The organism is Spirosoma panaciterrae DSM 21099, from assembly GCF_000374025.1.
GTDB lineage: Bacteria > Bacteroidota > Bacteroidia > Cytophagales > Spirosomataceae > Spirosoma > Spirosoma panaciterrae.
Genome location: NZ_KB893243.1, coordinates 1 through 24778, shown reverse-complemented (window position 1 = coordinate 24778; position 24778 = coordinate 1). Strand labels below are relative to the sequence as shown.

22 protein-coding genes are annotated in these 24778 nt (G+C 48.7%); 12 read left to right on the top strand and 10 right to left on the bottom strand.

Annotated elements, in window-relative coordinates; genetic code table 11:
- Positions 1-2 precede the first annotated feature (2 nt).
- Positions 3-524: a DinB family protein gene (locus tag B153_RS0132280; RefSeq protein WP_026262617.1), complete on the bottom strand. Its 522-nt coding sequence runs from the start codon at positions 522-524 to the stop codon at positions 3-5.
- Positions 525-657: 133 nt separating this feature from the next.
- Positions 658-2793, bottom strand: coding sequence for a S46 family peptidase (locus B153_RS0132275; protein WP_020600893.1), 2136 nt, complete (start codon positions 2791-2793; stop codon positions 658-660).
- Positions 2794-3422: 629 nt separating this feature from the next.
- Between B153_RS0132275 and B153_RS0132270 the strand changes: the two genes are divergently transcribed.
- A complete protein-coding gene (locus B153_RS0132270) occupies positions 3423-4148 on the top strand; it encodes a hypothetical protein (RefSeq protein WP_020600892.1) in 726 nt (241 codons plus the stop codon).
- 99 nt (positions 4149-4247) lie between these two features.
- Here B153_RS0132270 and B153_RS0132265 read toward each other — a convergent pair whose 3' ends face one another.
- Complete coding sequence (locus tag B153_RS0132265; RefSeq protein ID WP_020600891.1) at positions 4248-5588, bottom strand: NAD(P)/FAD-dependent oxidoreductase; 1341 nt, start codon at positions 5586-5588, stop codon at positions 4248-4250.
- A gap of 221 nt (positions 5589-5809) precedes the next feature.
- Between B153_RS0132265 and B153_RS0132260 the strand changes: the two genes are divergently transcribed.
- Both B153_RS0132260 and B153_RS0132255 read left to right on the top strand, forming a co-directional pair.
- Positions 5810-8188: a TonB-dependent receptor gene (locus B153_RS0132260; protein ID WP_020600890.1), complete on the top strand. Its 2379-nt coding sequence runs from the start codon at positions 5810-5812 to the stop codon at positions 8186-8188.
- Complete coding sequence (locus B153_RS0132255; RefSeq protein ID WP_020600889.1) at positions 8188-9159, top strand: DUF4249 domain-containing protein; 972 nt, start codon at positions 8188-8190, stop codon at positions 9157-9159. The genes B153_RS0132260 and B153_RS0132255 overlap by 1 nt, the downstream gene beginning before the upstream one ends.
- 90 nt (positions 9160-9249) lie before the next feature.
- On the opposite strand, the gene B153_RS0132250 is transcribed toward B153_RS0132255, so the two are convergent.
- Positions 9250-10353, bottom strand: a complete 1104-nt coding sequence (locus tag B153_RS0132250; protein ID WP_020600888.1) for a chorismate mutase — start codon at positions 10351-10353, stop codon at positions 9250-9252.
- Between the two features lie 271 nt (positions 10354-10624).
- Between B153_RS0132250 and B153_RS0132245 the strand changes: the two genes are divergently transcribed.
- On the top strand, positions 10625-11851 hold the full coding sequence (locus B153_RS0132245) for a proline dehydrogenase family protein (protein WP_020600887.1): 1227 nt from the start codon (positions 10625-10627) through the stop codon (positions 11849-11851).
- Between the two features lie 173 nt (positions 11852-12024).
- Positions 12025-12831, top strand: a complete 807-nt coding sequence (locus B153_RS0132240; RefSeq protein ID WP_020600886.1) for a lipoprotein signal peptidase — start codon at positions 12025-12027, stop codon at positions 12829-12831.
- A gap of 200 nt (positions 12832-13031) precedes the next feature.
- Here the strand turns inward: B153_RS0132240 and B153_RS0132235 are convergent, their stop codons facing one another.
- Positions 13032-13916, bottom strand: coding sequence for an OmpA/MotB family protein (locus B153_RS0132235; protein WP_020600885.1), 885 nt, complete (start codon positions 13914-13916; stop codon positions 13032-13034).
- Positions 13917-14182: 266 nt separating this feature from the next.
- On the opposite strand from B153_RS0132235, the gene B153_RS0132230 reads away from it, so the two are divergent.
- Positions 14183-15310 carry a lactonase family protein gene (locus tag B153_RS0132230; protein ID WP_020600884.1) on the top strand — a complete coding sequence of 376 codons (1128 nt, stop codon included), beginning with the start codon at positions 14183-14185 and terminating at the stop codon, positions 15308-15310.
- An 85-nt stretch (positions 15311-15395) separates the two neighbouring features.
- Complete coding sequence (locus B153_RS0132225; protein ID WP_020600883.1) at positions 15396-15995, top strand: 3-keto-disaccharide hydrolase; 600 nt, start codon at positions 15396-15398, stop codon at positions 15993-15995.
- Positions 15996-16084: 89 nt separating this feature from the next.
- Here the strand turns inward: B153_RS0132225 and B153_RS0132220 are convergent, their stop codons facing one another.
- A complete protein-coding gene (locus tag B153_RS0132220; protein WP_020600882.1) occupies positions 16085-17182 on the bottom strand; it encodes an SMP-30/gluconolactonase/LRE family protein in 1098 nt (365 codons plus the stop codon).
- A gap of 85 nt (positions 17183-17267) precedes the next feature.
- On the opposite strand from B153_RS0132220, the gene B153_RS0132215 reads away from it, so the two are divergent.
- Both B153_RS0132215 and B153_RS0132210 read left to right on the top strand, forming a co-directional pair.
- The gene (locus B153_RS0132215; protein WP_020600881.1) at positions 17268-18098 is read left to right on the top strand and encodes a 3-keto-disaccharide hydrolase; all 831 of its coding nucleotides are present in this window, start codon (positions 17268-17270) and stop codon (positions 18096-18098) included.
- Between the two features lie 136 nt (positions 18099-18234).
- Entirely contained in the window at positions 18235-18882 is a 648-nt protein-coding gene (locus tag B153_RS0132210; protein ID WP_020600880.1) for a hypothetical protein, read from the top strand.
- Positions 18883-18961: 79 nt separating this feature from the next.
- Here B153_RS0132210 and B153_RS0132205 read toward each other — a convergent pair whose 3' ends face one another.
- From B153_RS0132205 to B153_RS37045, 4 genes are all read right to left on the bottom strand, one after another.
- Complete coding sequence (locus B153_RS0132205) at positions 18962-19450, bottom strand: DUF6265 family protein (protein WP_020600879.1); 489 nt, start codon at positions 19448-19450, stop codon at positions 18962-18964.
- 59 nt (positions 19451-19509) lie between these two features.
- The gene (locus tag B153_RS0132200) at positions 19510-20322 is read right to left on the bottom strand and encodes a LytR/AlgR family response regulator transcription factor (protein WP_020600878.1); all 813 of its coding nucleotides are present in this window, start codon (positions 20320-20322) and stop codon (positions 19510-19512) included.
- A gap of 130 nt (positions 20323-20452) precedes the next feature.
- Positions 20453-21490, bottom strand: coding sequence for a sensor histidine kinase (locus B153_RS0132190; protein WP_020600876.1), 1038 nt, complete (start codon positions 21488-21490; stop codon positions 20453-20455).
- Complete coding sequence (locus tag B153_RS37045) at positions 21487-22572, bottom strand: sensor histidine kinase (RefSeq protein WP_020600875.1); 1086 nt, start codon at positions 22570-22572, stop codon at positions 21487-21489. Before B153_RS37045 ends, B153_RS0132190 begins: the two co-directional genes overlap by 4 nt.
- Before the next feature lie 289 nt (positions 22573-22861).
- Here B153_RS37045 and B153_RS0132180 point away from each other — a divergent pair, with 289 nt between their 5' ends.
- From B153_RS0132180 to B153_RS0132170, 3 genes are all read left to right on the top strand, one after another.
- Positions 22862-23272: a T9SS type A sorting domain-containing protein gene (locus B153_RS0132180; protein ID WP_020600874.1), complete on the top strand. Its 411-nt coding sequence runs from the start codon at positions 22862-22864 to the stop codon at positions 23270-23272.
- A gap of 170 nt (positions 23273-23442) precedes the next feature.
- On the top strand, positions 23443-24423 hold the full coding sequence (locus B153_RS0132175; protein ID WP_040762453.1) for a c-type cytochrome: 981 nt from the start codon (positions 23443-23445) through the stop codon (positions 24421-24423).
- A 119-nt stretch (positions 24424-24542) separates the two neighbouring features.
- The coding region (locus B153_RS0132170; protein WP_020597989.1) for a helix-turn-helix domain-containing protein at positions 24543-24778 on the top strand (236 nt) is incomplete at its 3' end.

Sequence of the window (24778 nt, the reverse complement as noted above, 5' to 3'; positions counted from 1 at the left end):
GTTTATGAAAGGAGCGGTAAATAGCGTTCACGGATGATGTTCACATGGTGTTTGGCATGGCCGACCAGCACAAAGCCCAGCGCCACCACCGAGATGGTCCTATGAAAACAAATGCCTGTTCGGAGGAGCATATCGTTGTCGAAGCTTTTGAAGAGCGCAATGCTGGACTGCCGTACCAGAGCGTACTCTTCATACAGATCAGCCACTGTCCGGCGGCTGGCATTGGCGGTTTGACCAAACAGTTCTTCGTCGTAACCGGGTAGTTCGGTTTTGTCGTTACGGGCGAAGCGCAAAGCCCGATAAGTCATAATGCGCTCGTTATCAATAATGTGTTGCAGGATGTCGGTTACCAGCCATTTGCCCGGTGCATACCGACGGTCGCCAAGAGCTTCGAGTTTATAGGCCGGAATTAGAGTTTCGAACGAAGCGGATTCCGTTAGGGCATCAATCAGAAAAACATTATCGGCCAGATTGATATATCGGTCGAAAAAATCGGGCATTACCGGGATTTCAGACTTTGTCATAATCAGGTTGGAGCTGTTAAAACACAAACTCCCCGAAAGTACTAAACTTTCGGGGAGTTTGCATTGCTTCGTTTTCTCCGGTGCAACCGATACGTTCCCGTCGGGGTAGTTTCGTTTGCCCTTCTATATCGTATTATTTCTTTTTGGCCGTTGCTGGTTTAGCGGGTAGACCCGTGCCTGTTAGTTCGGTTACTAGTCGGTCAGCTTTATAGATATATCTAAGCGCAGCAACGATTCCCCCCGTATGTACCGAAATGGTCCGGTTGGCATCGGGTACGAAAATGAACTCGCCCGGTAAGCTTTCCATATTGCCATCAAAGGCCAGCCCAACCGCTTCCCGATTTTTATTGATCATCGGACTACCCGAGTTGCCGCCGATAATATCATTGGTCGAAATGAAGCACATCGGTTGCCTGAGCAACTCCATCGGTGGGGTTTTCCAGCGAGCGGGCAAGTCCCAGGGGGCTTTGTCGGCAAACGAATAGTTCCGGTCGTATAGCCCGGCAAAAGTGGTCATAATTGGGGCTTTGGTACCGTTATAATTGTAGGATTTAACCACCCCGTCGTTGATCCGAAGCGAAAACGTTGCGTCGGGGGGCACAGCTGTTCCGTACACGTCGTATAACATCCGTCCCAACTGCCCACGCAATACTTCCTGACGCTGGCTGATTTGCCGGGCCTGTAGGGCCGCTGTCCGATACCGTGGGAAGCCAATTTTTGCCAGTGCCAGCATAGGGTCGTTCGAAGCACTGGCGGCATTCGGGCGTGTGGCCAATTCGCTGATAAAAGCCGGGTCGAGCAGCTTTGTATTTTTGAATAAATAAGCGGCTGCTTCTTTAGGCGTACGGGATTTACCATCGGGTCCGGTCAGGGCTAATTTTACGTATGGATCATCGTTCCCCAGGGCCTGTTGCGCTTCGGAGAGATGCGCTGCCAGATACGCCTGATCCAGGGCCAGATTTTTTATCGTCGGGACAACCATCAACGGCTTTGCCCGTTCAGCATCCTGCGGCCTCGTTGCCAGAATTTCACTGTATTGGGTCACCAGATTGGCGAAAGTCATCAGTTCGCCCATGGTCTGTTCGCTGGGCCCGAGATAACTGGCATCTTTAAACACACTCCGAAGCTGGGCCGTATTCGATGCGATCTCATCCCAGGTTTTGAGTTGATCGGCCGGGAGATTTTTAGCTTTCGCGGCTGCCTTAAACTGATTTTCAAAAACGGCCTTCCGCTCCAGCAGACTGGGATCGCGCAGTCCTTCTAGCTGGCCGCCATAGGCTTTCAGGCTGTTTTCCAGGCTGAAAATTTCGTTCAATACGCTATCGCTCTTAGCCGTTGCATTGTAAGCCTGCAACGCAGCCGAACGATTACGCAGCAATTGGATGGTAGCTGGGGTTTGCAAATCCCGGTCAAATTCAAGTTCGGCAACGGTTTTGAGTCGTTCGGTATGACCGGGGTTTCCAATCACGAAAATGGGTTCGCCATCGCGCACCCCATTGGGGTTGAACTTGAAATAGTGTGTGGTTTGTAAGGGTTTGCCCTTGTCGTATACCCGGAAAAACGAGCAGTCGAGGGCATAACGGGGGTAGGTAAAATTGTCATAGTCCCCACCGAAAAAGCCAAGCTGCAATTCGGGCATGAACACCAGTCGTACATCGGTATAGCGTTTGAATCCATATAGTGAATACCGCCCACCATTGTAAAAGGTAATGGTTTGTAGCTCCAGCCCTTTCCAGCCTTCTTTCTGGCCAAATTCCTGCTTAATATCTGAAAACACCTGTTCACGAGCCTGCAATTGCGCCTGCTCCGAATTGGTGGCGTTCATGGCGTCCTGTACCCGTTTCGTGATGTCTTCGATTTTCACCAACTGATCCACGAACAGACCGTCTACTTTTCGTTCGTCAGCCGCCGTCCTGGCCCAGAAGCCAGTAGCATTCAGGTCTTCGCCCTTACGTGTAACCCCCGTCCCCGACTCGCGGGCACAGTGATGATTCGTCATAACAAGGCCATTAGCCGACACAAACGAAGCCGAACAGTAATCGGCAAATCGCAGCGAAGCCAATCGGGCTTCATCGAACCATTGCTGGTCGGCCTTGAAGCTATAGGTCTTCTGAAAAAAGTCGGAGGGTGGATTATCGAAGGTCCACATCTTGCCCAGGTCAAGTGGGCCGCCCTTAGTGGTGTCAGATAGGGATTGAGCAGGCAGCGAAACCGACAGAAAAACAAAAGCCCCTGCCAGGTAAGCTGTGCGAAAGGTTTGATAGCGCATGGAATTAGGCAGCGTTTTAATAAAGAACGCGAATATGCGATAAACGTTTGGGAATCGCGTTAATCCGCGTTGGCCCGACAAGTTTAACCAAAGATTAATGTATGTACTTTAATCGATTGGGGCTGCTTATACTCTAACAAATGATTTTACACAAAACCGATTTAAGGCTATGCAAACGGTAAAATGGTTCGGATATATAACCGTGCTGATGCTGGTGCTATCCATCAGTAGCTGCACCACCTACTACAGCAGACCCACGTATAGTGCTGGTCGTCAATATGGTTACCATCGTCATCGTATCCCGCCCCCACCCCCTCCCAGATCCTATGGTGGTCATTATGGGTACGGACGCCCTGGGTGGTAATATCCATGGTTAGTGAGGTATAAATGAAGAGGTAGCCAATAACATGATTACCTCTTCATTTATAGACACTTAGGGAACTTTATGCAGACAATACGTATTTTGTATCATGTGTTTCCTACCCACGTTTAGGTAACCATCATTCACTATACCGTAATTGTACTTCATGGACCTAAAAGCTCTACTGTCTGGTATTGTTTTCTGTTGCTGCTTGCAATCTATCTACGCCCAAACATCACCGCCCCAGAATACAGTAAAACTTGGCAAAATGCGTGGTAGCCTTTACTTCACCTGGGGGTACAACCGTGAGTCCTACTCCCGCAGCACGATCCACTTCCGCAATACCACTACCGATAATTACGATTTCACCTTTATAAAAGCCAGTGCGCACGACCGGGCCGACATGAAAGACTTTTACCGGCTCGATAATCTGACCGTGCCCCAGTACGACATGAACCTGGGCTATTTTTTCAACGACAAGCACGACCTGGGCATTGAGCTAAGCTGGGACCACCTGAAGTACATTGTTACGGACAATCAGGTTATACACGTGCAGGGCCAGATACGCGGTCATCAGATCGATAAAGACACGCTCGTTACGCCCGATTTTGTGCATTTACAGCATACCAACGGCAACAATTATCTGATGCTCAATCTGGTGAAGCGCCATAAGCTCTGGCAGAGCAAACATCTTCAGCTCAGTGCCATCGGAAAAGTCGGTGGTGGTGCCCTTATTTCCTATACCATCTCGACCATACTGGGCAATCAGCAGGAAGGTCCCTTTCATTTTCATGGCGTAGTAGCGGCTATGAGTGGAGGGTTAAAGCTCGACCTATTCCGGTATTTCTTTTTGCAAACCGATGTTCAGGGGGCCTGGGCCGACTATACCAACACTCGTTTAGGAGCCGACCAGCAGGGCCTGGCGACGCATCATTTTTATTCGTTGCAATACAAATATGCTTTTGGGTTCAATTTCCCACTCGGCAAGCGGTAGAGCCTAGTGCACGTTAAAAAATCATTTTGATGCAGTTTGTTAGGCCGAGTTATAACAAACTGCATCATTCTTTTTCTGAACCGTTCGTTCATTAAGCGTTTAGCTCATTTCGTTGTGGGCCATAATTTCCTGTCCAACTTTATCATCCTTGCGAACAAACGGGCGGATAATGATGCGTGTACCTCGCTGATACGTGAATAGTCGGTAAATCCAGTTGCTGAATACGATCAGTTTGCTACGGAAGCCGACCAGATACCAGATGTGCACAAATAGCCAGGCCATCCAGGCAACGAATCCGCCTAAATGCAGCTTGCCGGGTAAATCGGCTACAGCCCGGCTACGGCCTACAATAGCCAACGACCCTTTGTCGAAGTATTCGAAGGGAGTGGTTGGCTCGTTTTTCATCAGGTGTTTCAGGTTTTTAGCCAAGTGCTTACCCTGTTGAATAGCTGGCTGTGCTACACCCGGATGCCCTTTCGGGTAATCGTTCAGCTTCATAAAGGCAATATCGCCAATGGCAAATACATCGGTTAGCCCCTGCACCCGGTTGATCGGATCGACCAGAATCCGCCCCTTCTCGGTGGCCTCGGCGGGAATACCTTCAATCAGCGCCCCTGTTACGCCAGCCGCCCAGACGAGCGTTTGCGTTTTAATTTTTTCGCCCCCTTTAAAGGTTACGGTTTCGCCATCGTATGAGTCAACCAGTGTGTTCAGCTTAACAATGACCCCCAAATCTTCCAGATAGCGCTGCGCCTTTTGCCCGGCTTCGTCCGACATGGGCGGTAAGACTTTACCGAGGCCCTCGACCACAATGATGTTCATCTCGCTGAAATCCAGGCCTGGATAATCGCAGGGAAGTACATGTTTGCGCATTTCAGCCAGCGAACCCGCCATTTCGACCCCGGTAGGACCGGCTCCGGCAATGACGAAGGTGAGTAAACCTTTCCGTTCTTCAGGATCAGTAGTGACACTAGCCTGCTCAAAACATTGTAAAAACTGACTTCGGACGTTGAGAGCTTCGGGGATGGTTTTCAGCGGAAACGAATATTTCTGGATTTGCTCGTTGCCAAAAAAATTAGACTTGGCTCCGGTGGCAATGACCAGATAGTCGTAATGAAGGTCGCCGATGAAGGTCGTTACGGTTTTTGTTTTGGGGTCTATTCTGCTGACCCGTACCATCCGGTAGTGAAAATCGTCGTACCCATCGAACATTTTTCGGAACGGCTCGGCAATCGCGTCGGGCTCCAGACCAGCCGTAGCTACCTGGTAAAGCAGTGGCCAGAAACCGTTGTAATTTTGTTTGTCGAACAGCACCACCTGCACATCGGCATCGCGCAGGGCTTTGGCTAAATTCATACCGCCAAAGCCGCCCCCAATAATGACAACGCGTGGTTTGGAGGTATCGGGTATATTGAGCGAAAGTTTATCGAACGTAAGCATAGCTATTCAGGTCTTTACACGACAGGTGCCGTCGGTTGTATTACCGTTCATGCCGTTCTTTTGTTTAGTAATCGACTAAAAAACAGCCGTATGGATTCTGAATAAGCACCTGTTCTTTCTTACTTGTATAACATAATTTAGCTAGCGAAACGTTTTATCGTTTACAGACTCAGCACTCCTTAATTCATTTTGTCCGCTTTACTCATTTAGTCGTCTGGTCAATGCCCGTACGTTTCCAAAGTCTGCTTATTTCAATCTTGTTCCCCTGTCTTTTGTATGCTCAGTCGGGCAATCGTTTCACCATTAGTGGCTATGTGCGGGAAGCAGGGAGCCGCGAAGCCCTGATCGGGGTAAGCGTGTATTTGCCGGGCACTACCACGGGGACAACCACCAATACTTACGGTTTTTATTCGCTGACGCTGCCCGCACAGGATAGCCTACGCCTGGCTTTCTCATTTGTCGGTTATGAAAGCATTGCCTACACGGTAAGTCTGCGATCGAACCAAACGCAGCATGTTTTATTAAAGCCCGGTCAGTCGCTGGCGGAGGTTGAGGTGAAGGCAAAGAACACCGTCGAGAAGGTCAGCGAAAGTCCCCGTATGAGCACCATTGATGTTCCCGTAACCCAAATCAAAAAAATACCGGCTTTTCTGGGCGAGAAAGACGTACTCAAAGTGCTTCAGCTCATGCCGGGCGTACAGAAAGGCTCTGAAGGGCAAACCGGAATCTATGTGCGCGGGGGTGGTCCCGACCAGAACCTGATCATTCTGGACGATGCCGTTGTGTATAATGCCAACCATCTGTTTGGCTTCTTCTCCGTTTTCAATGGCGATGCGATCAAAAGTGTTGAATTAATAAAGGGCGGGTTTCCGGCTCGGTATGGCGGGCGTCTTTCATCAGTTATCGACCTGAATATGAAGGATGGAAATCGGGAGAAATTGCACGGCGAGGGAGGTATTGGACTCATTGCCTCACGGCTGGTTCTGGAAGGGCCGCTGACAAAAAATAGAAAGCCGGGCCAGCGTTCTGGCTCTTTCCTGATTTCGGGCCGGCGCACCTACCTCGATTTTGTAGGCGCACCAGTGATTAATGCCCAAACCAATGGGCAACTGAATGCGGGCTATTATTTCTACGACCTGAATGCCAAAGCCAATTACGACCTGACTCCCAAGGACAAAGTCTACCTCAGTGGTTATTTCGGCCGCGATCGCTTTTACGCCAACGATAAAGTGCTTAATACAGACACAGGCCTAAGCTGGGGCAATGCCACGGGTACGTTTCGTTGGAACCACCTGATCAATCAGAAGCTATTTTCAAATCTATCGCTCATTTTCAGCGACTATAAATTCCAGATTTCGTCGGTCGAAAAAAGTACGCAGGATACGGCGGTGTATTCACTGTTCTACAATTCGGGCATCCGGGATTTATCACTCAAGTACGATTTCGATTTTTACCCAACTCCTCAGCACTCGATCCGGGCAGGCATTCAGGGTATTTACCATCGCTTTACCCCCAGTGCCGTTGTCCTTCAAAATGCCACCATCCGCCAGTCGATCGATAATGCCACGAATATTGATGTACTGGAATCGGGTGTATATGCCGAAGACACCTGGCGGCCTTCCACCCGTTGGCGTCTGAATGGTGGTATCCGTCTGAGTTATTTTTCGGGCCAGAATATCCGTTATCTCCGACCCGAACCTCGTCTCTCAGCCGCCTATACCCTGAAGCCCGATCTGTCGATCAAGGCATCGTATGCGCTGATGAATCAGTATGTTCATCTGCTGTCGAACACGGGTATCGGCCTGCCTACCGATCTATGGGTGCCCACCACCGACCGGGTAAAACCCCAGCAAAGTCAACAGGTAGCCGCTGGCATCGCCAAAGATTTCACCAACAGTGGGCTAACCCTGACCGTTGAAGGGTATTACAAGCAGATGAATAATATCATCAATTACAAGGAGGGGGCCAGTTTTCTGCTGATCAACGATCCAACGAATGCCAACAGCGTGCGTTGGGAAGACAATGTTACGGCAGGACGGGGCTGGTCGTACGGAGCCGAATTTCTATTGCAGAAAAAAGTAGGGCGATTTTCGGGCTGGGCGGGGTATACCTTGTCGTGGACCCAATGGCAATTTGCTGAACTGAATGGCGGCCAACCGTATTACCCTCGCTATGACCGTCGACACGACATTTCGCTGGTCGGGATTTATGAACTAAACAAACGCATTACGTTATCAGCTCTGTGGGTATACGGAACTGGCAATGCACTGACCATACCCGTGGGGCGATATGACACCTATCGGCTCGACAATTCGCTCATTTATACCCCCCGCACTTCGGACGACTACGGGAGCCAGAAGAATACCTTTCGAGCCGAACCTTACCACCGATTTGATGTGAGCATTCAGTTTCACAAACAGAAAAAGCACCACGAACGGACCTGGGAAATTAGTGCTTACAACCTGTATAACCGTCGGAATCCGTTCTTCTATCGACTCGAATCCGTAGCTGCCACCGCAACCACTCCTGCCCGTACTGCCTTGTTCCGGTATTCAGTCTTCCCGATTGTTCCGGCAATAAGCTATAATTTCAAATTCTGATGGCCCACTTCATTCGTTTATATATTCCTTTCCCGCTACGAATCGTCAGTCTGATTGGTCTGATTCTGTTTAGCGGTTGCACTGGCCTGCGAAACGAGGTAGACCCCAGTGAATTGGGTGTTGACCCACCCAAACTGGTGGTAAGTTGCTTTTTATCGCCCCAGGATGTGGCTCTAACGGCCAATGTGACCCGCTCCCGAACGGTGGTGGGCGACAGTATCAGTCAGTATTTGTCGGGCACATCGGTCTCCAATGCTACCGTCATGCTATCGGAAGGCGATCGGTCCGTACAACTCCTGTACAAAAACACCCTTTTTCCCGGCGATTCGGTCCGTCTTTACTACAGTGCCGATGCCAAATTACTCCCCATCATAGCCGGACATACCTATAAACTGACCGTAACAACGGCCGATAGGCAGAAAGCTACCAGCACCTGTACCATTCCTTATGCGGTCAAGCCTACCTCTGTTAAACTGGATTCAAACGCCAATGCGATTCTTAACCGGAATCAGAATCAGCGGTATTTTGTTCGGGCAAGCTGGCAGGACCCTGGTGGGCAGACGAACTTCTATCAGGTATCCGGGAATTTCCAGTACGTTGTCAATTGCAGCAATTGTAGCCGAACAGACGGGACCAGCAACCTGTCGTTTGATGATGACAACCGGGGACTATTTTCGGACGAAGGCATTGATGGAACTACGATGGTTTCGGGGAGGGCCTATTTAACATCCAGTCAGTCGCCAGGTAGCCAAGACCTTAACTTTTATCAACGCTACCGATTGGCAAGTGTATCCATTAATCTAATGACTGTAAGCGAGCCGTATTATCGCTACCGAGAGGCCATCATCCGACAAAATCGCTCCCGCAACAATCCATTTGCCGAGCCGGTTCTGATACCCAGCAACATTGATGGTGGGCTAGGCTGTTTTGCTGGCTATAATAACTCGATCCTCTCGCTAAGACTCCGATAAAAGGCTAGCCTGTAAAAAAAGGTAGACTCGTACACTGAGGGTGTTACCTCCTGTACGAGTCTACCTTTTTTACGGCTTATATCAATCTAACTACGCGCTCTGTGCGGTGTTGTGGATGATTTCGGTCTGCTTCCGAATCGACTCCATGTGGATGATCTTATAGATTTCTTCCACCAGTTCAGGATACAAGCCTAGTTTTTTACCTAATTCGGTACGCGTTTTCAGAATCTCTTTCCAACGCTCAGGCTGGAACAGCGTCACGTTATTGTCACGCTTATATTCGGCCAGCCGCTCCACCAGTGCCATACGGGCAGCCAGCATTTCAACAATCTGACGGTCTACATTATCGATGCTACGACGCGACTGTTCGGTAAAGCTCTGAAACTCCAGGTTCTGCGATTCAACCTGACGAATTTCCAGATGATCGAGCATGTCACCAAAAGCGGCTGGAGTCAACTGCTGGGCAGCATCACTCCATGCTTTGTCGGGATCGATGTGCGATTCAACAATTAGACCGTCGTAGTTGAGATCCATGGCCATCTGCGCCAGTTCGTTCAGATAGGCCCGCTTACCCGCCATGTGGCTTGGATCACCGATGATGGGGAGTTGTGGGAAAATCGATTTCAGCTCAATGGCCATTTGCCACATAGGTACATTCCGATATTTGCTGGATTCGCCCGTTGCAAAGCCCCGGTGAATAGCCGCCAGCTTTTTGATACCCGCTCCGGCAATCCGTTCAAACGCACCTACCCAAAGAGCCAGATCCGGATTTACCGGATTTTTGATCAATACCGGCACATCGACACCGCGAAGCGCATCCGCAATTTCCTGTACGTTAAATGGATTCACAGTGGTACGAGCACCAATCCATAGAATATCGACACCATATTTCAGCGCCAGCTCGATATGCTCGGGGGTAGCTACCTCCACGGCAACGGGCAGACCTGTTTCGGCTTTTGCCCGCTGAAGCCAGGGGAGAGCCGCTTCGCCCATACCTTCAAAACTACCCGGACGTGTCCGAGGCTTCCATACACCCGCACGAAGGGCATGTACTGCTCCCAATGTACTCAATTGGCGAGCCGTTTCAACTAACTGATCTTCGGTTTCAGCGCTACAGGGCCCCGCAATGATCAGAGGTTTGCCGTTGGTCTCAATCCACGATCCAAGCGGCTCTACAGCTAATTCTACTTTCATACTAATCAGGTATTCTAAGAGTATTGCTTATACTCTATGGGGAACTTTCAATTTAAATTTGTGGTATATTTGCATTGGGAACCGGCTGTCAGTCAAGCCGGTTCCCTAATTTGTCTAAAACCGTTTTTGTTTGTCAAACTAAGTCGCGCCGGAATTTTAACCGTTTGATTTAAAATTCGTTTATATTTCGGCCGTGTAACCGACACGCACTTAAGCTATGCAAGTAGCACCGCCCAAACGGAGCACTGATATGTCGAACCGAAGTAATCTAATGCCGGAGACTATCCAGGGTCAATCCGATCGAAAATCAAGCTCGGAACGCCCCATTTCATTTGAGGATACTTCGATTGCTTTTTCGTCCCAGTCGGACTTCAAACTCCGAAAGACCTACTGGTTATTTGCGTTGATGAATCAGGGATGGCTGGTAAATTTAGGTACTTTTTTTATAAAGATTGCCTTACGCCTACATCTTCCCATTAAATTCCTGATTAAAAACACAATTTTCGAGCAATTCTGTGGTGGTGAGAGCATTCGCGATTGCGAATCAACCATCAAACACCTCCACAACGTGCATGTTGGCACCATTCTCGATTACTCAGTAGAGGGAGAAGACACTGAAAAAAGTTTCGACGAAACAGCCCTCGAAATCCTCCGCACGATCGAACGTGCCAGCGAATCAAAAGACATCCCATTTTCCGTTTTTAAAGTGACCGGCATTGCCTCTACCGAACTGCTCGAAGCGGTTCAGATTGGCGATTCGCTCAACAAAACCCAGAAGGCCGAATTCGACCGGGTTATGCAACGGGTCGATATGCTTTGCCGACGAGCTTATGAACGCAACGTCCGCATTTTTATCGACGCTGAGGAAAGCTGGATTCAGGATACGATTGACACGCTGGCCTACGAAATGATGGACCGTTATAATCACGAACGACCCATCGTTTACAACACCTACCAGATGTACCGCTGGGAGAGCCTCGCTCATCTTCAGCGCGATACGGCCGAAGCTCAGGCTAAAGGGTATTACCTGGGTGTAAAACTGGTACGGGGCGCTTACATGGAAAAAGAACGGCTGCGAGCCCACGAAGATGAGTATCAGGACCCTATTCAGGCCACCAAAGATGATACTGATCACGATTTCAATGCCGCCATCGATTTCTGCCTGGAACACCGGGATACTATTTCGGTATGTCTGGGTACGCATAATGAAGAAAGCTGCCAGTATTGTGTGCAGGAAATGAGTCGGCTGGGCATTGCTCCCAACGACCCCCATATTTTCTTCGCACAATTGCTGGGTATGAGCGACAACATCTCGTTCAACCTGGCCAACAAAGGCTACAATGTGGCGAAATACGTGCCTTATGGACCAATTGACGCTGTGATGCCGTATCTGTTCCGCCGGGCCGATGAAAACAAGTCGATTGCCGGGCAAAGTAGCCGGGAATTTACCTTAGTCAGTAACGAGCTGAAACGCCGAAAGGATTGTCGCTCGAAATAAGTAAATAGCTACGGGTGTAGCCGATGATTGAAAAGAATAGTCAGGACTGAAACGACAACGCTTGCCAATCATTGACTACACCTGACTATTTTTGGCAGTTTTTATGACTGGCACAGCAAACCGGGAACTCACCCGGCCGTGAAAGCGGTCCCTGCTGTGCCTACTTTTTTATCATGATTCAAAAAAATCCCCTTAAATTTTTCCTACTGACACTCGCTTTGATTGCGCTGGATCAGGGCGTGAAACTGGCTGTTCACTTTTATATGGCCCCTGGCTTTGCCGGTCAGATAAAACTAATCGGCGACTGGCTGAAACTGCATTATGTGTTGAATCCGGGGATGGCGTTTGGCATGCAGTTGGGGCATGAATACGGAAAGTTACTACTGAGTATATTCCGGTTGTTCGCCATGGTAGGTATTGGCTATTATCTGGTCAATCTGGCACACCGGGGAGCCCCCAACGGATTATTATGGGCTATGGCCATGATTCTGGCGGGAGCCGTTGGCAATGTAATCGACAGCACGTTCTATGGGGTTTTTCTTCACAATGCCCCCTATGGCTCACCAACACCCTGGTTTCATGGACAGGTCATCGACATGATTTTTGTGGATGTGTGGGAGGGCTTTATTCCCGACTGGGTGCCTGTATGGGGAGGCCAATATTATTCGACCCCCATTTTCAACATTGCTGATTCCTGTATTTTCATCGGTGTCTGCCTGATTTTGTTCTTCCAGCGCCGATTCTTTGGCGAACCGCATGTGGAAGATAGTATGCTTCCCGTGTCGGGTCCAGACCCTGTTGAAGCGTCGGTCCTGCCAGCCGCCGACTATCTTCAGGAAGAGCAGGAGTCGCCCTCGGCTGAGTCGGATTCAGAAACAACCAATTTATCAGACGACGACGCTAAGACCGACACCGAGTCTGTTCTTCCAAACGACAACGAATCGGAACAACCCAGTCATACGGATTCAGAGCGGGAGTAAGCTAACTGCTTCATTTTGAACGACTAAACATTTGAAGCCTTTCAGGCGGCCCAAGGCTGTCTAAACTCTCTAAAATTGACCTCTAAGCCGTATAGGTTTTGTCATATATAAACGTTTAACCTGCTTCTCAATAAAAAATCCCGGTTGACACATCAACCGGGATTTTTTATTGATCAGAAATCTGTAAACAGATCAAAATCTTATTTGCTTCCGCCAGCCTGGCCGCTCGACAACAGATTGAAGAACTGGTCCAGTTTGGGTGTGATAATGATTTCGGTACGACGGTTTTGCTGACGACCTACATCCGTCGTGTTATCGTCTTTTGGCGCGAACTCAGAACGGCCACCCGCTGTCATACGCTCAGGAGCTACAGCGAATTTCTTTTGCAGCGTCCGAACGACCGAAGTAGCCCGTAAAGCGCTCAGATCCCAGTTGTCTTTGATCGACGCCGTTGAGATGGGGACAATATCGGTATGACCTTCAACCAGGATGTCCAGTTCTTTGTGGTCGTTTACCACCTTAGCCACTTTACCAAGAACGGTTTCAGCAGCAGGCAGTACCTCGTAGCTACCCGATTTGAACAAAAGTTTGTCCGACAGCGATACATACACAACCCCTTTTTTCACTTCAACCTGTACGTCCTGATCATTGATATCGTCCAGTGATCGTTTCAGGCTCATCACCAGCGCCAGGTTCAACGAATCTTTGCGCTGAATGCTCGAGTTGAGGTTGTTCACATACTTCGTTTGCTCGTTCAGGGTCTCAAGCGATTTTTTAATGCTCTCGGCACCTGATTTACTGACAATCGACAAGTCCGACATCCGATCCAGAAGATTGGTGTTGGTTTTTTTCAGATAGTCAATCTGAGCCTGTAAATCACTAACCTGCTTGTCTTTACCTTGCAGATCCGTGTCTTTGGCCGATAGTTGAGTACGCAGATCAGCCGTCAATTTGTCGCAATCGGCCAGCGAAGATACGGCCTTGTCACGAGCATCCTGTAGGGCTTTCATTTCGGCCAGCCGCTTCTTACTGTTACAGGAAGCCAGCATTACTACTGCCGAAAAAAGAATCAAAATTCGTTTCATACTGATTTAGAGAAAATAGTAACGGTAACGAAAAAGTTAGGTTAAAACGATACCTACTGTTAATAAACAGAATCGTTTTGCAAAGGTAAGGGATTCTGCTTAATCGTTTTACTACTATTGATTCATGTAAACGTATAAAATTGCACTATTTCTTTATTAGTCGGCTTCTACTGAATTAAATATTAGATTCGCTTTGATAGCCTAATGAACACAAAACGGTAGTTTATGAACGCTACACACTTATTAGTCGTACTCATCCTTGTTTTATGAATAAGCTATTGACTTCTATTTTAGTAAGTGCCAGTTTGGCGGCTCACGCCCAGACTGGCAAAGAAATCATGTACATTGGTACGTACTCTTTACGGGGTAGCGAGGGCATTTACGTATTCGAATTCGACCGAAAAACGGGCACTATGCACCCGGTTCAGGCTGTTTCAAACGTAAAAAGTCCTTCATTCCTGGCCATACATCCAACGGGCAACTATCTGTATTCTGTCAACGAAGGTGCCGATAAAGGCGCAGGTGGCGTCAGTTCTTACTCGATCGATAAGGCTACGGGTAAACTCCAGTTTATGAACAGCCAGTCGTCGTTGGGTCCGGGCCCCTGCCATGTGAGTGTTGATCATACGGGCAAAACGGCTTTTGTTTCCAACTACGGTGGGGGCAGTCTGGCCGTATTGCCCATTAAAGCCGACGGCACTCTGGGCGAATCGACCGATAAGGTACAGGACGAAGGAACGGGGCCCAATACGCAGCGGCAGGAAAAAGCGCATGTGCATTCGGCAACGCTGGCCCCCGATAATCGGTTTTTGTATGTAGCCGATCTGGGCACCGATAAGCTGAATATCTTTGAAATCGATGCCGCGAACAGTAAAGTAAAACCAGCGTCAACGCCCTATGCTTCTGTAAAGCCGGGGTCAGGCCCACGGCATTTTACATTCCATCCCAATGGTAAATATGCCTATCTGGTTGAAGAGTTAACCTCTACGGTAGCTTCTTTTTCCCGCGATGCCAAAACGGGTAAACTGACGATGATGCAGGATAATGTACCGACTCTGCCCACCAACTTTAGTGGTCAGAATACCAGTGCCGACATTCACATTGATCCATCCGGCAAATTCCTCTATCAATCGAATCGGGGCTTCAACGGCCTGGCCATCCTTGCCATTGGAAAGGATGGAAAACTGACCAAAGTAGGCGAGCAAACGACGGAAGGCAAAACACCCCGCAATTTCCTGATCGACCCGAAAGGCGAGTTTGTATTTGTTGCCCATCAGGACACGGACAACATCACGATTTTCAGACGCGATCAGAAAACAGGCCTGTTGACCTACACTGGTCAATCCGTCAAAGTACCCGCTCCAGTATGTGTGTTGATGGCCAGTTCACACTAACCGTAGCCACAGACAGTTCTCAATAGCGGTTTTATCCGTACTTTCGAACACAGAAAACCCCAAAACATTAAACCTATAACTTCTAATGACCAAAGTACTTACGGCCGGATTGCTGCTCGTTTTATTTGTAATGGCAGCCCCCGCCAAAAAGACCATCAGCCTGTTCAACGGAAAGAACCTGGACGGCTGGAAAATTTACGGCACTGAAAAGTGGTATGTTGAAGATGGTAACCTGGTTTGCGAAAGTGGTCCCGATAAAAAATACGGCTACCTCGCTACTGAAAAATTCTACAAAAACTTCGACCTGACGCTGGAGTTTAAGCAGGAGGCCAATGGCAATAGCGGGGTATTTTTCCGGTCAACTATTGAGGGTACCAAAGTCAGTGGCTGGCAGGTTGAAGTGGCCCCTCCCAACCACGATACAGGTGGTATTTATGAATCGTACGGACGTGGCTGGCTGGTTCAGATTCCCGACGAAAAAGAAACGATTCTGAAACCTGAACAATGGAACAAAATGCGGATCCGGGTGGAAGGTGACCACGTTCAGACCTACCTGAATGGCAAAGAAATGGTTGATATGCACGACGAAAAGATTGGTCAGGCCGACGGTTCTATTGCTCTCCAGATTCACGATGGCGGTGGCATCAAAGTCCGCTGGCGGAATCTGGAACTGAAGCCTCTATAATACACTAATGTGGCATACCGACCTCTGGTCCGCATAGTCCATAAAGGATTACCTATGCGGACCAGAGGTCGGTATGCCACACCAGCTCGTTACAAGTCTACATACGACATGGTATGTACTTTATCGGCTTTCGTGTTAACGAATTTCTTTTCGGGCTTATCATAGTCCGTAATGTAGAGCCGATTTCCTTTCAAAAGAACCTCAGCAGGCTGGTCAATTTTACCGTTTTCACCTTCCGTATCGCCATTCTGCACGAGTGTACTCACCTTACCATCGGGCGCAACGGTCATGATGGCGTTCATCCGAGAATTGCACAGGTATATTTTATCCGTTTTCCGGTCGATGATCAACCCATCCACACAGGCAATTTTTTGATCGGTATTCACTACTTCCTTCGACGCCAGAGAGCCGTCGGGCTTCAACGTCAGTTTGTAAAGCGTTCCATCGCCGAATGAACCCGTATAAAAAGCTCCTTTACTGTCGTAATCCAGCCCATCGGCTCCATTGTCTACCCCCGTTTCGTTAACTTGCGTAGTAAACGTAGCCAGAATGTGGGGGTCCATCGTTTTAGGCTTTAAAGTAACAAGCCCTTTCGTCAGTTCGTCGAGTGTAAAATGGAAAACGGCACTGCCTTTGTCGTTGTCGGGCATATCCCACTGGCTGTCGGTCACGTAAATCGTATTCCCTTTCCAGACTACGGCGTTTGACAAACCAAATCCGGTAACGACGGGGTCAATTCCAACGACCTGACCATTCTTTATCCGAATCCGCATCAGCCGCGACTTATAGTCTTTATCATTTTCGTACTGATTGTCAGCATAATACAAATTCCCATCGGGACCGAATGCCAAATCCATCGGACAGGCATGTTTTGTGTCGGGATGGGCAGGTAAACTGGTAAAAAACTGAACCGAGTCGCTGGCGAATTTTACAATAACCCCAGGATAGCTATTATCGGCAAGGTTCGGCACCGACAGATAAATAGAACCATCGGGTGCCAGGGCCATGCCATCGGGCGTATTGTACTTGTCAGGAAGCGTGTACAATAGTTTTGGGTTACCCACGGTCGATACGTCTTCTTTGGCACTATCCAGATTTCCCGTATCAACCCCTTTTGCATTTTCTTTCTTCTGACAACCAGCAGCCAAACAAAGGCCGAGTAGAACCACGATCAAAGACTGTTTCATAATGTTGAGTAAATCATATATCGCGACTTAACCGTCTGTTCGCTGAATTGTTATACGACCTTTCCAAGCTAAACCGCTTCATTCAATGAAAGTACTTATTCTGGTATCTTGCCTGGGTCTGCTTGCCAGCCCAACTCTTGGTCAACGTCAGGCTAAAGCAACGGGCTGGCAGTCGTTGTTCAATGGCAAAGACCTGAGTGGTTGGGAAACCTACCTCGACAGTCCTTACTCGGCCGATAGACAAATGCCTAAGCCCGCTCCGATTGGCTTAAACAATGATCCAAACCACGTTTTCTCGGTCGTGACAGTCGATGGAAAGCCTGCTTTACGGATTTCTGGCGAAACCTTCGGAGGTATCAATACACGGGCCGATTTTGAGAATTATCACTTCCGGGCCGAATTTAAATGGGGCACTCAAAAATGGCCACCCAAACTTGATCAGCCGCGCGACAGCGGATTGCTCTACCATAGCGTTGGTGCACACGGAACGCCTATGCTTTGGATGGAGTCGTTTGAGTTACAGATTCAGGAGGGCGATTGTGGCGACTATTGGGGCGTAATGAATGTGCTGGCCGATATTTCTGCCGTCAAGAACGACAAAGGGAAATATATCTATCAACCTGGAGCGACTCCCCTAACCTTTCAGGATAAAACGCCTATTGGCCGCACCTGTGTAAAAAACCCTGATACCGAAAAACCATCAGGCCAATGGAATGTCGTTGAGCTGTATTGCGTTGGCGATACCTGCCTGCACGTAATTAATGGCAAAGTCAACCTAATGCTGACCCATACGCGGCATATCGTCAATGGTGAAACCGTCCCGCTCACAAAGGGTAAGATTCAGATTCAGTCAGAAGGTGCTGAAGTATATTATCGAAACATTCAGATTCGGCCAATCAGTCAGTTGCCGAAATGACAACCTGCTCCTAAAGTAAGTAGCGTGTTAATCAGGCTTTGAGCTACTCCTGCTATTCACTTTTCGGCTCCTGTTACCAATTGGCGCTGGCTATCAGGGCATCCATTCATGTAGTTTTGGGCAAGACATCAAATACATGAACGCCTTTCATACCCCAGTCTTCGGATTGGTAGCCGCCCTGATTATGACTCAATCCATTGCCCAGAAAACACCCAGATCGATCGCCGGAGAATATTACCTCACAGGCGTCCGTGAAGTTGGATCGGGGATCAAACTAAACCCGGATTCTACCTTTGAATTTTTCTTCGCCTATGGTGCCCTCGACCGTATGGGAAAGGGTACCTGGAAACTACAGGGTGACCAGATCATCCTGAACAGTCGCCCAAAACCCGACAAAGATTTTGCCCTGGTAAAAAGCCGAACCGTTCCCGGCAATCAGTTGACCATCCGCATTGTGGATACCAATAAGCAACTGCTGAACTACATATTGGTTGGGGTTAAACATGGGGCCGATATTGAACAGGGCACCACCAACAACACTGGACAGGTGCGTTTTAGCAAACATCCTGTTGACGCGCTTATGCTTCAGTTTGAGTTTTGCCCCGAACGCTACTCGATTTTCCAGGTCACTCACCACGAGCATAATGATTTCGAATTCCGGTTTGAACCCTGGATGATGGACGTTTTCTTCGAAAATCTGACCCTTACGATTGGCGACAACGGACTGAAAGGCCCCCATCCGCTGCTAGACCCTAACAAATCGTATTCATTCGTTCGAAATTAAGTTGGAGTAACAGAGCGACGCGGAGTACACAGAGAATAGATCGATCTCTGTGTACTCCGCGTCGCTCTGTTAAAACGATCTAGTTGACGCGTTTGAAGACAAACAGGTCGCTGAACGCCCAATTGCCATCTTTGGGTTGACCGCGTTGAATGACCAACTGGTTGGCTCCGCGTTTTTCGTAAATGATGCGAATGGAGCCGTCTTCTTTCTCAAACAAAGCCCGGTTTGGGCTGGCCTCAATGAACCGATAGCGATCTGATTTATCTTTTTCTTCCTGACCGATCAGGCCCGGCTTAAAATGCTTAACGAGGACAATGGGGCCTTCGCTGGTTTGTTCAAAGATCAACATTTCGTACATCGTCACCTTATTGTCTTTCATCATACGCATGAAGCCCGACAGATTGTCGCCAACGGGCGCAATCCAGGCGGCCTCAATAGGGCCTCCGTTGAACGTACCCTGCCAGCGGCCTTCCATAAAGGCGACATCGGCTAGCGAGCCAGTTTTACTAGTTTGGGCCTGAACAGTAAGCGTCGCCAGAAGACAGAAAAGGAAATAAAGCTTTTTCATACAGATTTAGAAATACTGGTATGCGAAGGCAACCAGCAACGAAATCTACCGTAGCTACGCTATTTCCCCATCCATTTCTTAAACTCCGTAGCCCGTTCGCGGCTCACCAGCACTTCATCGTCGGTGGCGGGTTTGAGGGTCAGTTTGAGCTTGTTGTTGAAATACGGATGAATCTGCTGGACGGTGTTGATGTGGACGATAAACTGCCGGTTGGCGCGGAAAAACTGCGACGGATCGAGCATATTTTCGAGTTCATCGAGCGGATAATCCAGCGAAAACTTCTGATTGGTTGTGGTGCGGAACAAGCTCACCCCTTCTTCCGAGTAGAAATAGGCAATGTCGCTGACCTCTACGGGTACCCATTGCTGCAAGTGCTTCACCAGAAACCGACGTCGGTAATCGCTGGGTTGAATCTGCTGGCGAAGTTGCTGAACCAGTGCATCAATATCGACCGTACCTAAGTGGTTGTTTTTGGCTTCACCCGACTCATTGGCGGTGCCGCCTTTCGTACGTCGGTATTTGGTCAGGCTGGCTTCCAGCTCATGCCGTTTGATCGGCTTCAGCAAGTAATCTATACTATTGACTTTGAATGCTTTAAGCGCATACTCATCATAGGATGTCGTAAAGATAACGGGGGCGCTGACGGTGGTCTGCTCGAAAATCTCGAAGCTTTGCCCATCGGCCAGCTCAATATCCATCAAAATCAGATCGGGCGCCAGCGGCTGACCAGGGCCATTGGCATTGAGCCATGCCACCGACGACCGAACACTGGCTTCGGTGCCCACAATGGTAATGGTTGGGTCTACGTCCTGCAATAATTTGGTGAGTTTGCGAACGGCTAATTCCTCGTCTTCAATCAGCAGTACGTTCATTGGTTAAAAGAGTTAAGATGATTGGTATTTGGGAGAATAAAAATACGATTCGAACTACCGAATCTGCAACCTGCTTTGGCGCTAAACCAGCAAATCGATGTTCGAAACGGTACGAACCTGTCATGAACCGTTAGCTCTGTCGAATCAATGGTAAGGTCACGGTAAAAAAACGATCGTCGTCCTGCACGTTAATATCGCCCTCACCCAGCAGTCGATACTGCGTAGCGATGTTCGATAGCCCAACCTGATGTGACACAACCCGGCTGCTCCGTCGCTGGATGTTGTTCCGAATGACCAGCCGCGCATCAGGCCGGGTTTCAATACGAATATGGAGCGGCTGTTCGGGCAATATGCTGTTATGCTTTACGGCATTTTCGAGCAGCAATTGCAAGGTGAGTGGCGGTAACTGGTAGTCAGCAAATCGATTATCAACGGTGTGTTCCAACCGAATATGATCGCCATAACGCGTACGGAGCAAATGGAAATACGACCGGGCAAACTGCATCTCTGCCGACAGAGGTACTAACTGTGATTCATTGCTCCGGAGCAGATACCGGTATACACTGCTCATTTCTTCGACAAACAACTCGGCCCTTTCGGCGTCTTCTTCAACCAGCGAAGAGAGTGTGTTCAGACTATTGAATAAAAAATGGGGATTGATCTGGCTTTTCAGGCTCTCAAACTTGCGCTGTAGGTTGGCCTTTTTGAGTTGCTCCGTTTCGATGATGGTCTTCTCCCACTCTTCAAACGCATTGATACTCTCGTAAACAAACGAGACAATCAAAACGGTTAATACAACAAACAACAGCCCATAGCCTAGTCGTTCGAGTTGGGGTTCATAGTTGGGCAAACCCACCTGGCCGAAGGCCCACCAGGCTGCGGCTGTAAACAAACTAGAATTGAGTGCCAGCAACAGTAAATTCGGAATGAACCGCCGAACAAACTGCCGATTGTTTGGAAACATCCGGTGTGATTGCAACGTAATCAGATTGTTGACATACCAGTGCGGGTAAATAAACAACAACATAATCAGCGATGTGACCCAAAAAATGCGCCAGTTGTGCCAGTACTGGCTCCCCAAAAGCAGGCTGTTTTCAATGACTATGAAAACAGGCAGCACAATCCACTGCATGGTAATATCCTGTTTGGTGTAGTGAGGCAGTTTCAAGACACAACGGGTTTAGCAATCCGTGAATGAATATCGACCTGTTCTTTTTGGGCGAGTGCCAGCTGGACGGTAAAGAAATGACCATCATCGTCGATAAGCGGTCGGGCCAGTCCAAACGACTCAAAGCGAATAGCCAGCGTTGCCAACCCACCTCCCTGCTGCTGGACGTTAACAGCCATTTTTTTCCGTAGAATCGTATTACGCACAATCAGCATGCCGTCGTCCGATGTATAGATACAGATTCGTAAAGGCTGCTCGACCAGCAAACTATTATGGCGCAATGCATTTTCGATGAGTGTCTGCAAGGTAAGTGAAGGAAGCAGGCAATCCAGGTAGGTTTCATGTATGTCAATCTCCCAATCGAGTGTCGAAGGACCGTCGCTTCGATTGAAACGGGTGTCGAGCAGATACCGATAAGCCGTCAGAAAATCCAGTTCATCTGATACCGTTACCAATGGACGTTGCCCAGCCTGAAGTATGTACCGATACACACTGGCCAGTTCATCGATGAATAAACCAGCCCGTTTTTTATCGTCGGAAATGAGTGCTGAGAGCGAGTTCAGGGCATTAAACAGAAAGTGCGGATTTACCTGATTTTTCAGGCTATCGTACTGGCTCTGTAAACCAGCCTTCTTTACGGCTTCGGCCTCCTCAACTGCCTGCCGATAGCGTTGCAGATAGTACATCACTTCGTAAAAACCACCAATCAGAAGCATGGTCGAAAAGCCGATGCCTAAATACGTCAGATACACTTTACCCGTAATGGGCACCAGGGCAAAGTGTGTAGCATCGGTCAGAAAAACGAAGAATACCTGGGACAAAGTCGTGATTACCCCCAGCCCCACCAGCGTAAACAAGACCCGCCGACGAGTTTGCTCAATGGCTTCGTAGCGCTTACGAACCAGCAACAGCCAGCGCACATGAATTTCCCAGACAATAGTGACATAGACCATACCGAAGATGGCCCAACTAAGGTACACTACCGGATTGTAGTTGTACTCTTTCAGGTAGACCAGGTTGGCCAGCAGAATCGAAATGGGGATAGCGAACCAGCGTATCCACCTGTCATTCAGTCGTTCCAAGAAGGGTGATGTTACTTCATGCAATATAGAACAAACACCGTAAAATTCCTCAGCTCCTATAAGGATACTATACGGGCTTTTCGTCAACGACTTGCACCCTACTTTCCACTTCTCCAGACGAACGGCAACCGGCAACGATCACTTGAACAGACACTTTCATCAATTCAGCCCCTAATCCTGACGCTTCGGCTAACCCTCTGTTTAGTAGCCAATTGTGCCGCTATACTTTTGCAGTGTTCTTTTTTAACCGCTACGGCGAATCATAAACAACAAATAACTTCTGAAAGTCATGAAAACAATTGCCACAACACTCCTTGCTGCTGTACTGCTGAGTACGTCAGCCTTTGCAGCACACGTTCCTCACCTACCGAAATACCCCGTATCGGTTGGCCCAACAGCTATTACCAATTCGTACAAAGTAGCTGTCTATCCCTCGGCAGTATCCTCGAAAGTCAATGTGATGGTTGAGCGGGAACCCGGTAAGGCTATGGAAATTTCGTTACTGGATTCAGACGGATTTACCCTGGCGACAAAGTATATCAGTAAAAAGGAAGGGAACATCCATGTAAAATTCGACCTGGCCGAACTGAACGATGGCGCCTATCAGATCCAGGTTGTTTCGGGCAATGATAAAAGTGTTCATGCCATGAGCATCAACACCAAAACTGCTGAACCGTCGCGTACCATTGCCGTAAACTAACACCTTGATCCAAAATTCGGGTGCATGAAAAGGCCGTTTCACAATGGCCTTTTTTCAGTTCAGCCCATCAGAATACCGATTCATCCGAAACAAGGCTGGTTTATAGGCTCATTACCAGCAGTTTTGCTTTGGTCTTTACGGCCATGTTCCTCTTTAAACAGACAAATACAATGAAAAAAGCTCTCAAAATTGTCGGCATTATACTTGGCTGCGCCCTTCTGGCGCTGCTTGGCTTCGGCGCTTATGTATCCATTGTGGGCGTTCCAACGTACGATCCACCGTCTATCCCTGAAATTACCGTTGAAGGCACACCAGCTCGGGTAGCGCGGGGCGAAGTGATTGCCCAGATTCAATGCATGTCGTGCCATGCCGATAAAAATAATCGCCTGACCGGCAAGCATCTGGCCGAAGTACCCGCCATGTTTGGTAAACTCTACTCCAAAAATATTACGCAGGACAAAGAGAAGGGAATTGGCAACTGGACCGATGGTGAGTTGATGTATTTCCTGCGCACGGGTGTCCGGCGCGATGGGTCGTATGCGCCCGTTATGCCCCAGTATCCGAACATGGCCGACGAAGACCTCAAATCAGTAATTGCCTGGCTTCGCTCCGATCGGTTCCCAGTTCAGCCGTCGAAAGAAGAAGCTCCCGGTTCTGAGTTTACGCTATTCTCTAAGGTACTGGCGCATACCATCATGAAACCCCTACCGTATACAGGTCAGGTAGTAGCTTTTCCGGATAGCACCAATCCAATTGCTTTAGGCCGTTATACAGCCGACGCCATTGGCGATTGCTACGCCTGCCACTCTGGCGATCTGATCGACCAGGACAAAGTAAATCCTCAAAAAACGAAAGGCTACTATGGCGGTGGTATTGAAATGGTGGGCGAAGGTGGAAAAAAAGTAATAACCGCCAACCTGACTTTCGACGAAAAAACGGGCATTGGAAGCCGCTATACCAAAGAGCAGTTTATCCGGGCGGTGAAGTTTGGCGTTCGGCCCGACGGGAGTATTCTCAAGTACCCTATGGAGCCTAAGATGGTCTTATCGGACCGGGAAGTGGGGGCTATTTATGAGTACCTGAAAACCGTACCGAAAATCAATCACGACATCGCGCAAAAAACAGCCGAGCTTCAACTGGCAGAGAAATAACCCAATCCTGGACGGAGTACGATGAACGATGCCGATAATCAGCGCATACGTCGTTCATCGTACCTCGTAAATTAAGTAGTCTGCGAAAAATAGTTTGCATTATTTTCTAACTTGCCCTCATGGGCCGAGTAAACACCCCGGGTCTAACCGATACCCAACGGATCGAGTTAGAACGTGAACTGAAAACTAACAACAGCCATAGCTTTCGGATGCGCTGCCAAGCCATCCTGCTCAAAGCGGCTGGCCGTAAATCGAAAGATGTTGCCCAGATTGTGGGTATGTGCCATGTAAGTGTGAACAGTTGGCTGAAACGCTTTAAAACCGATGGACTCCAAGGACTAAAAACTAAACCAGG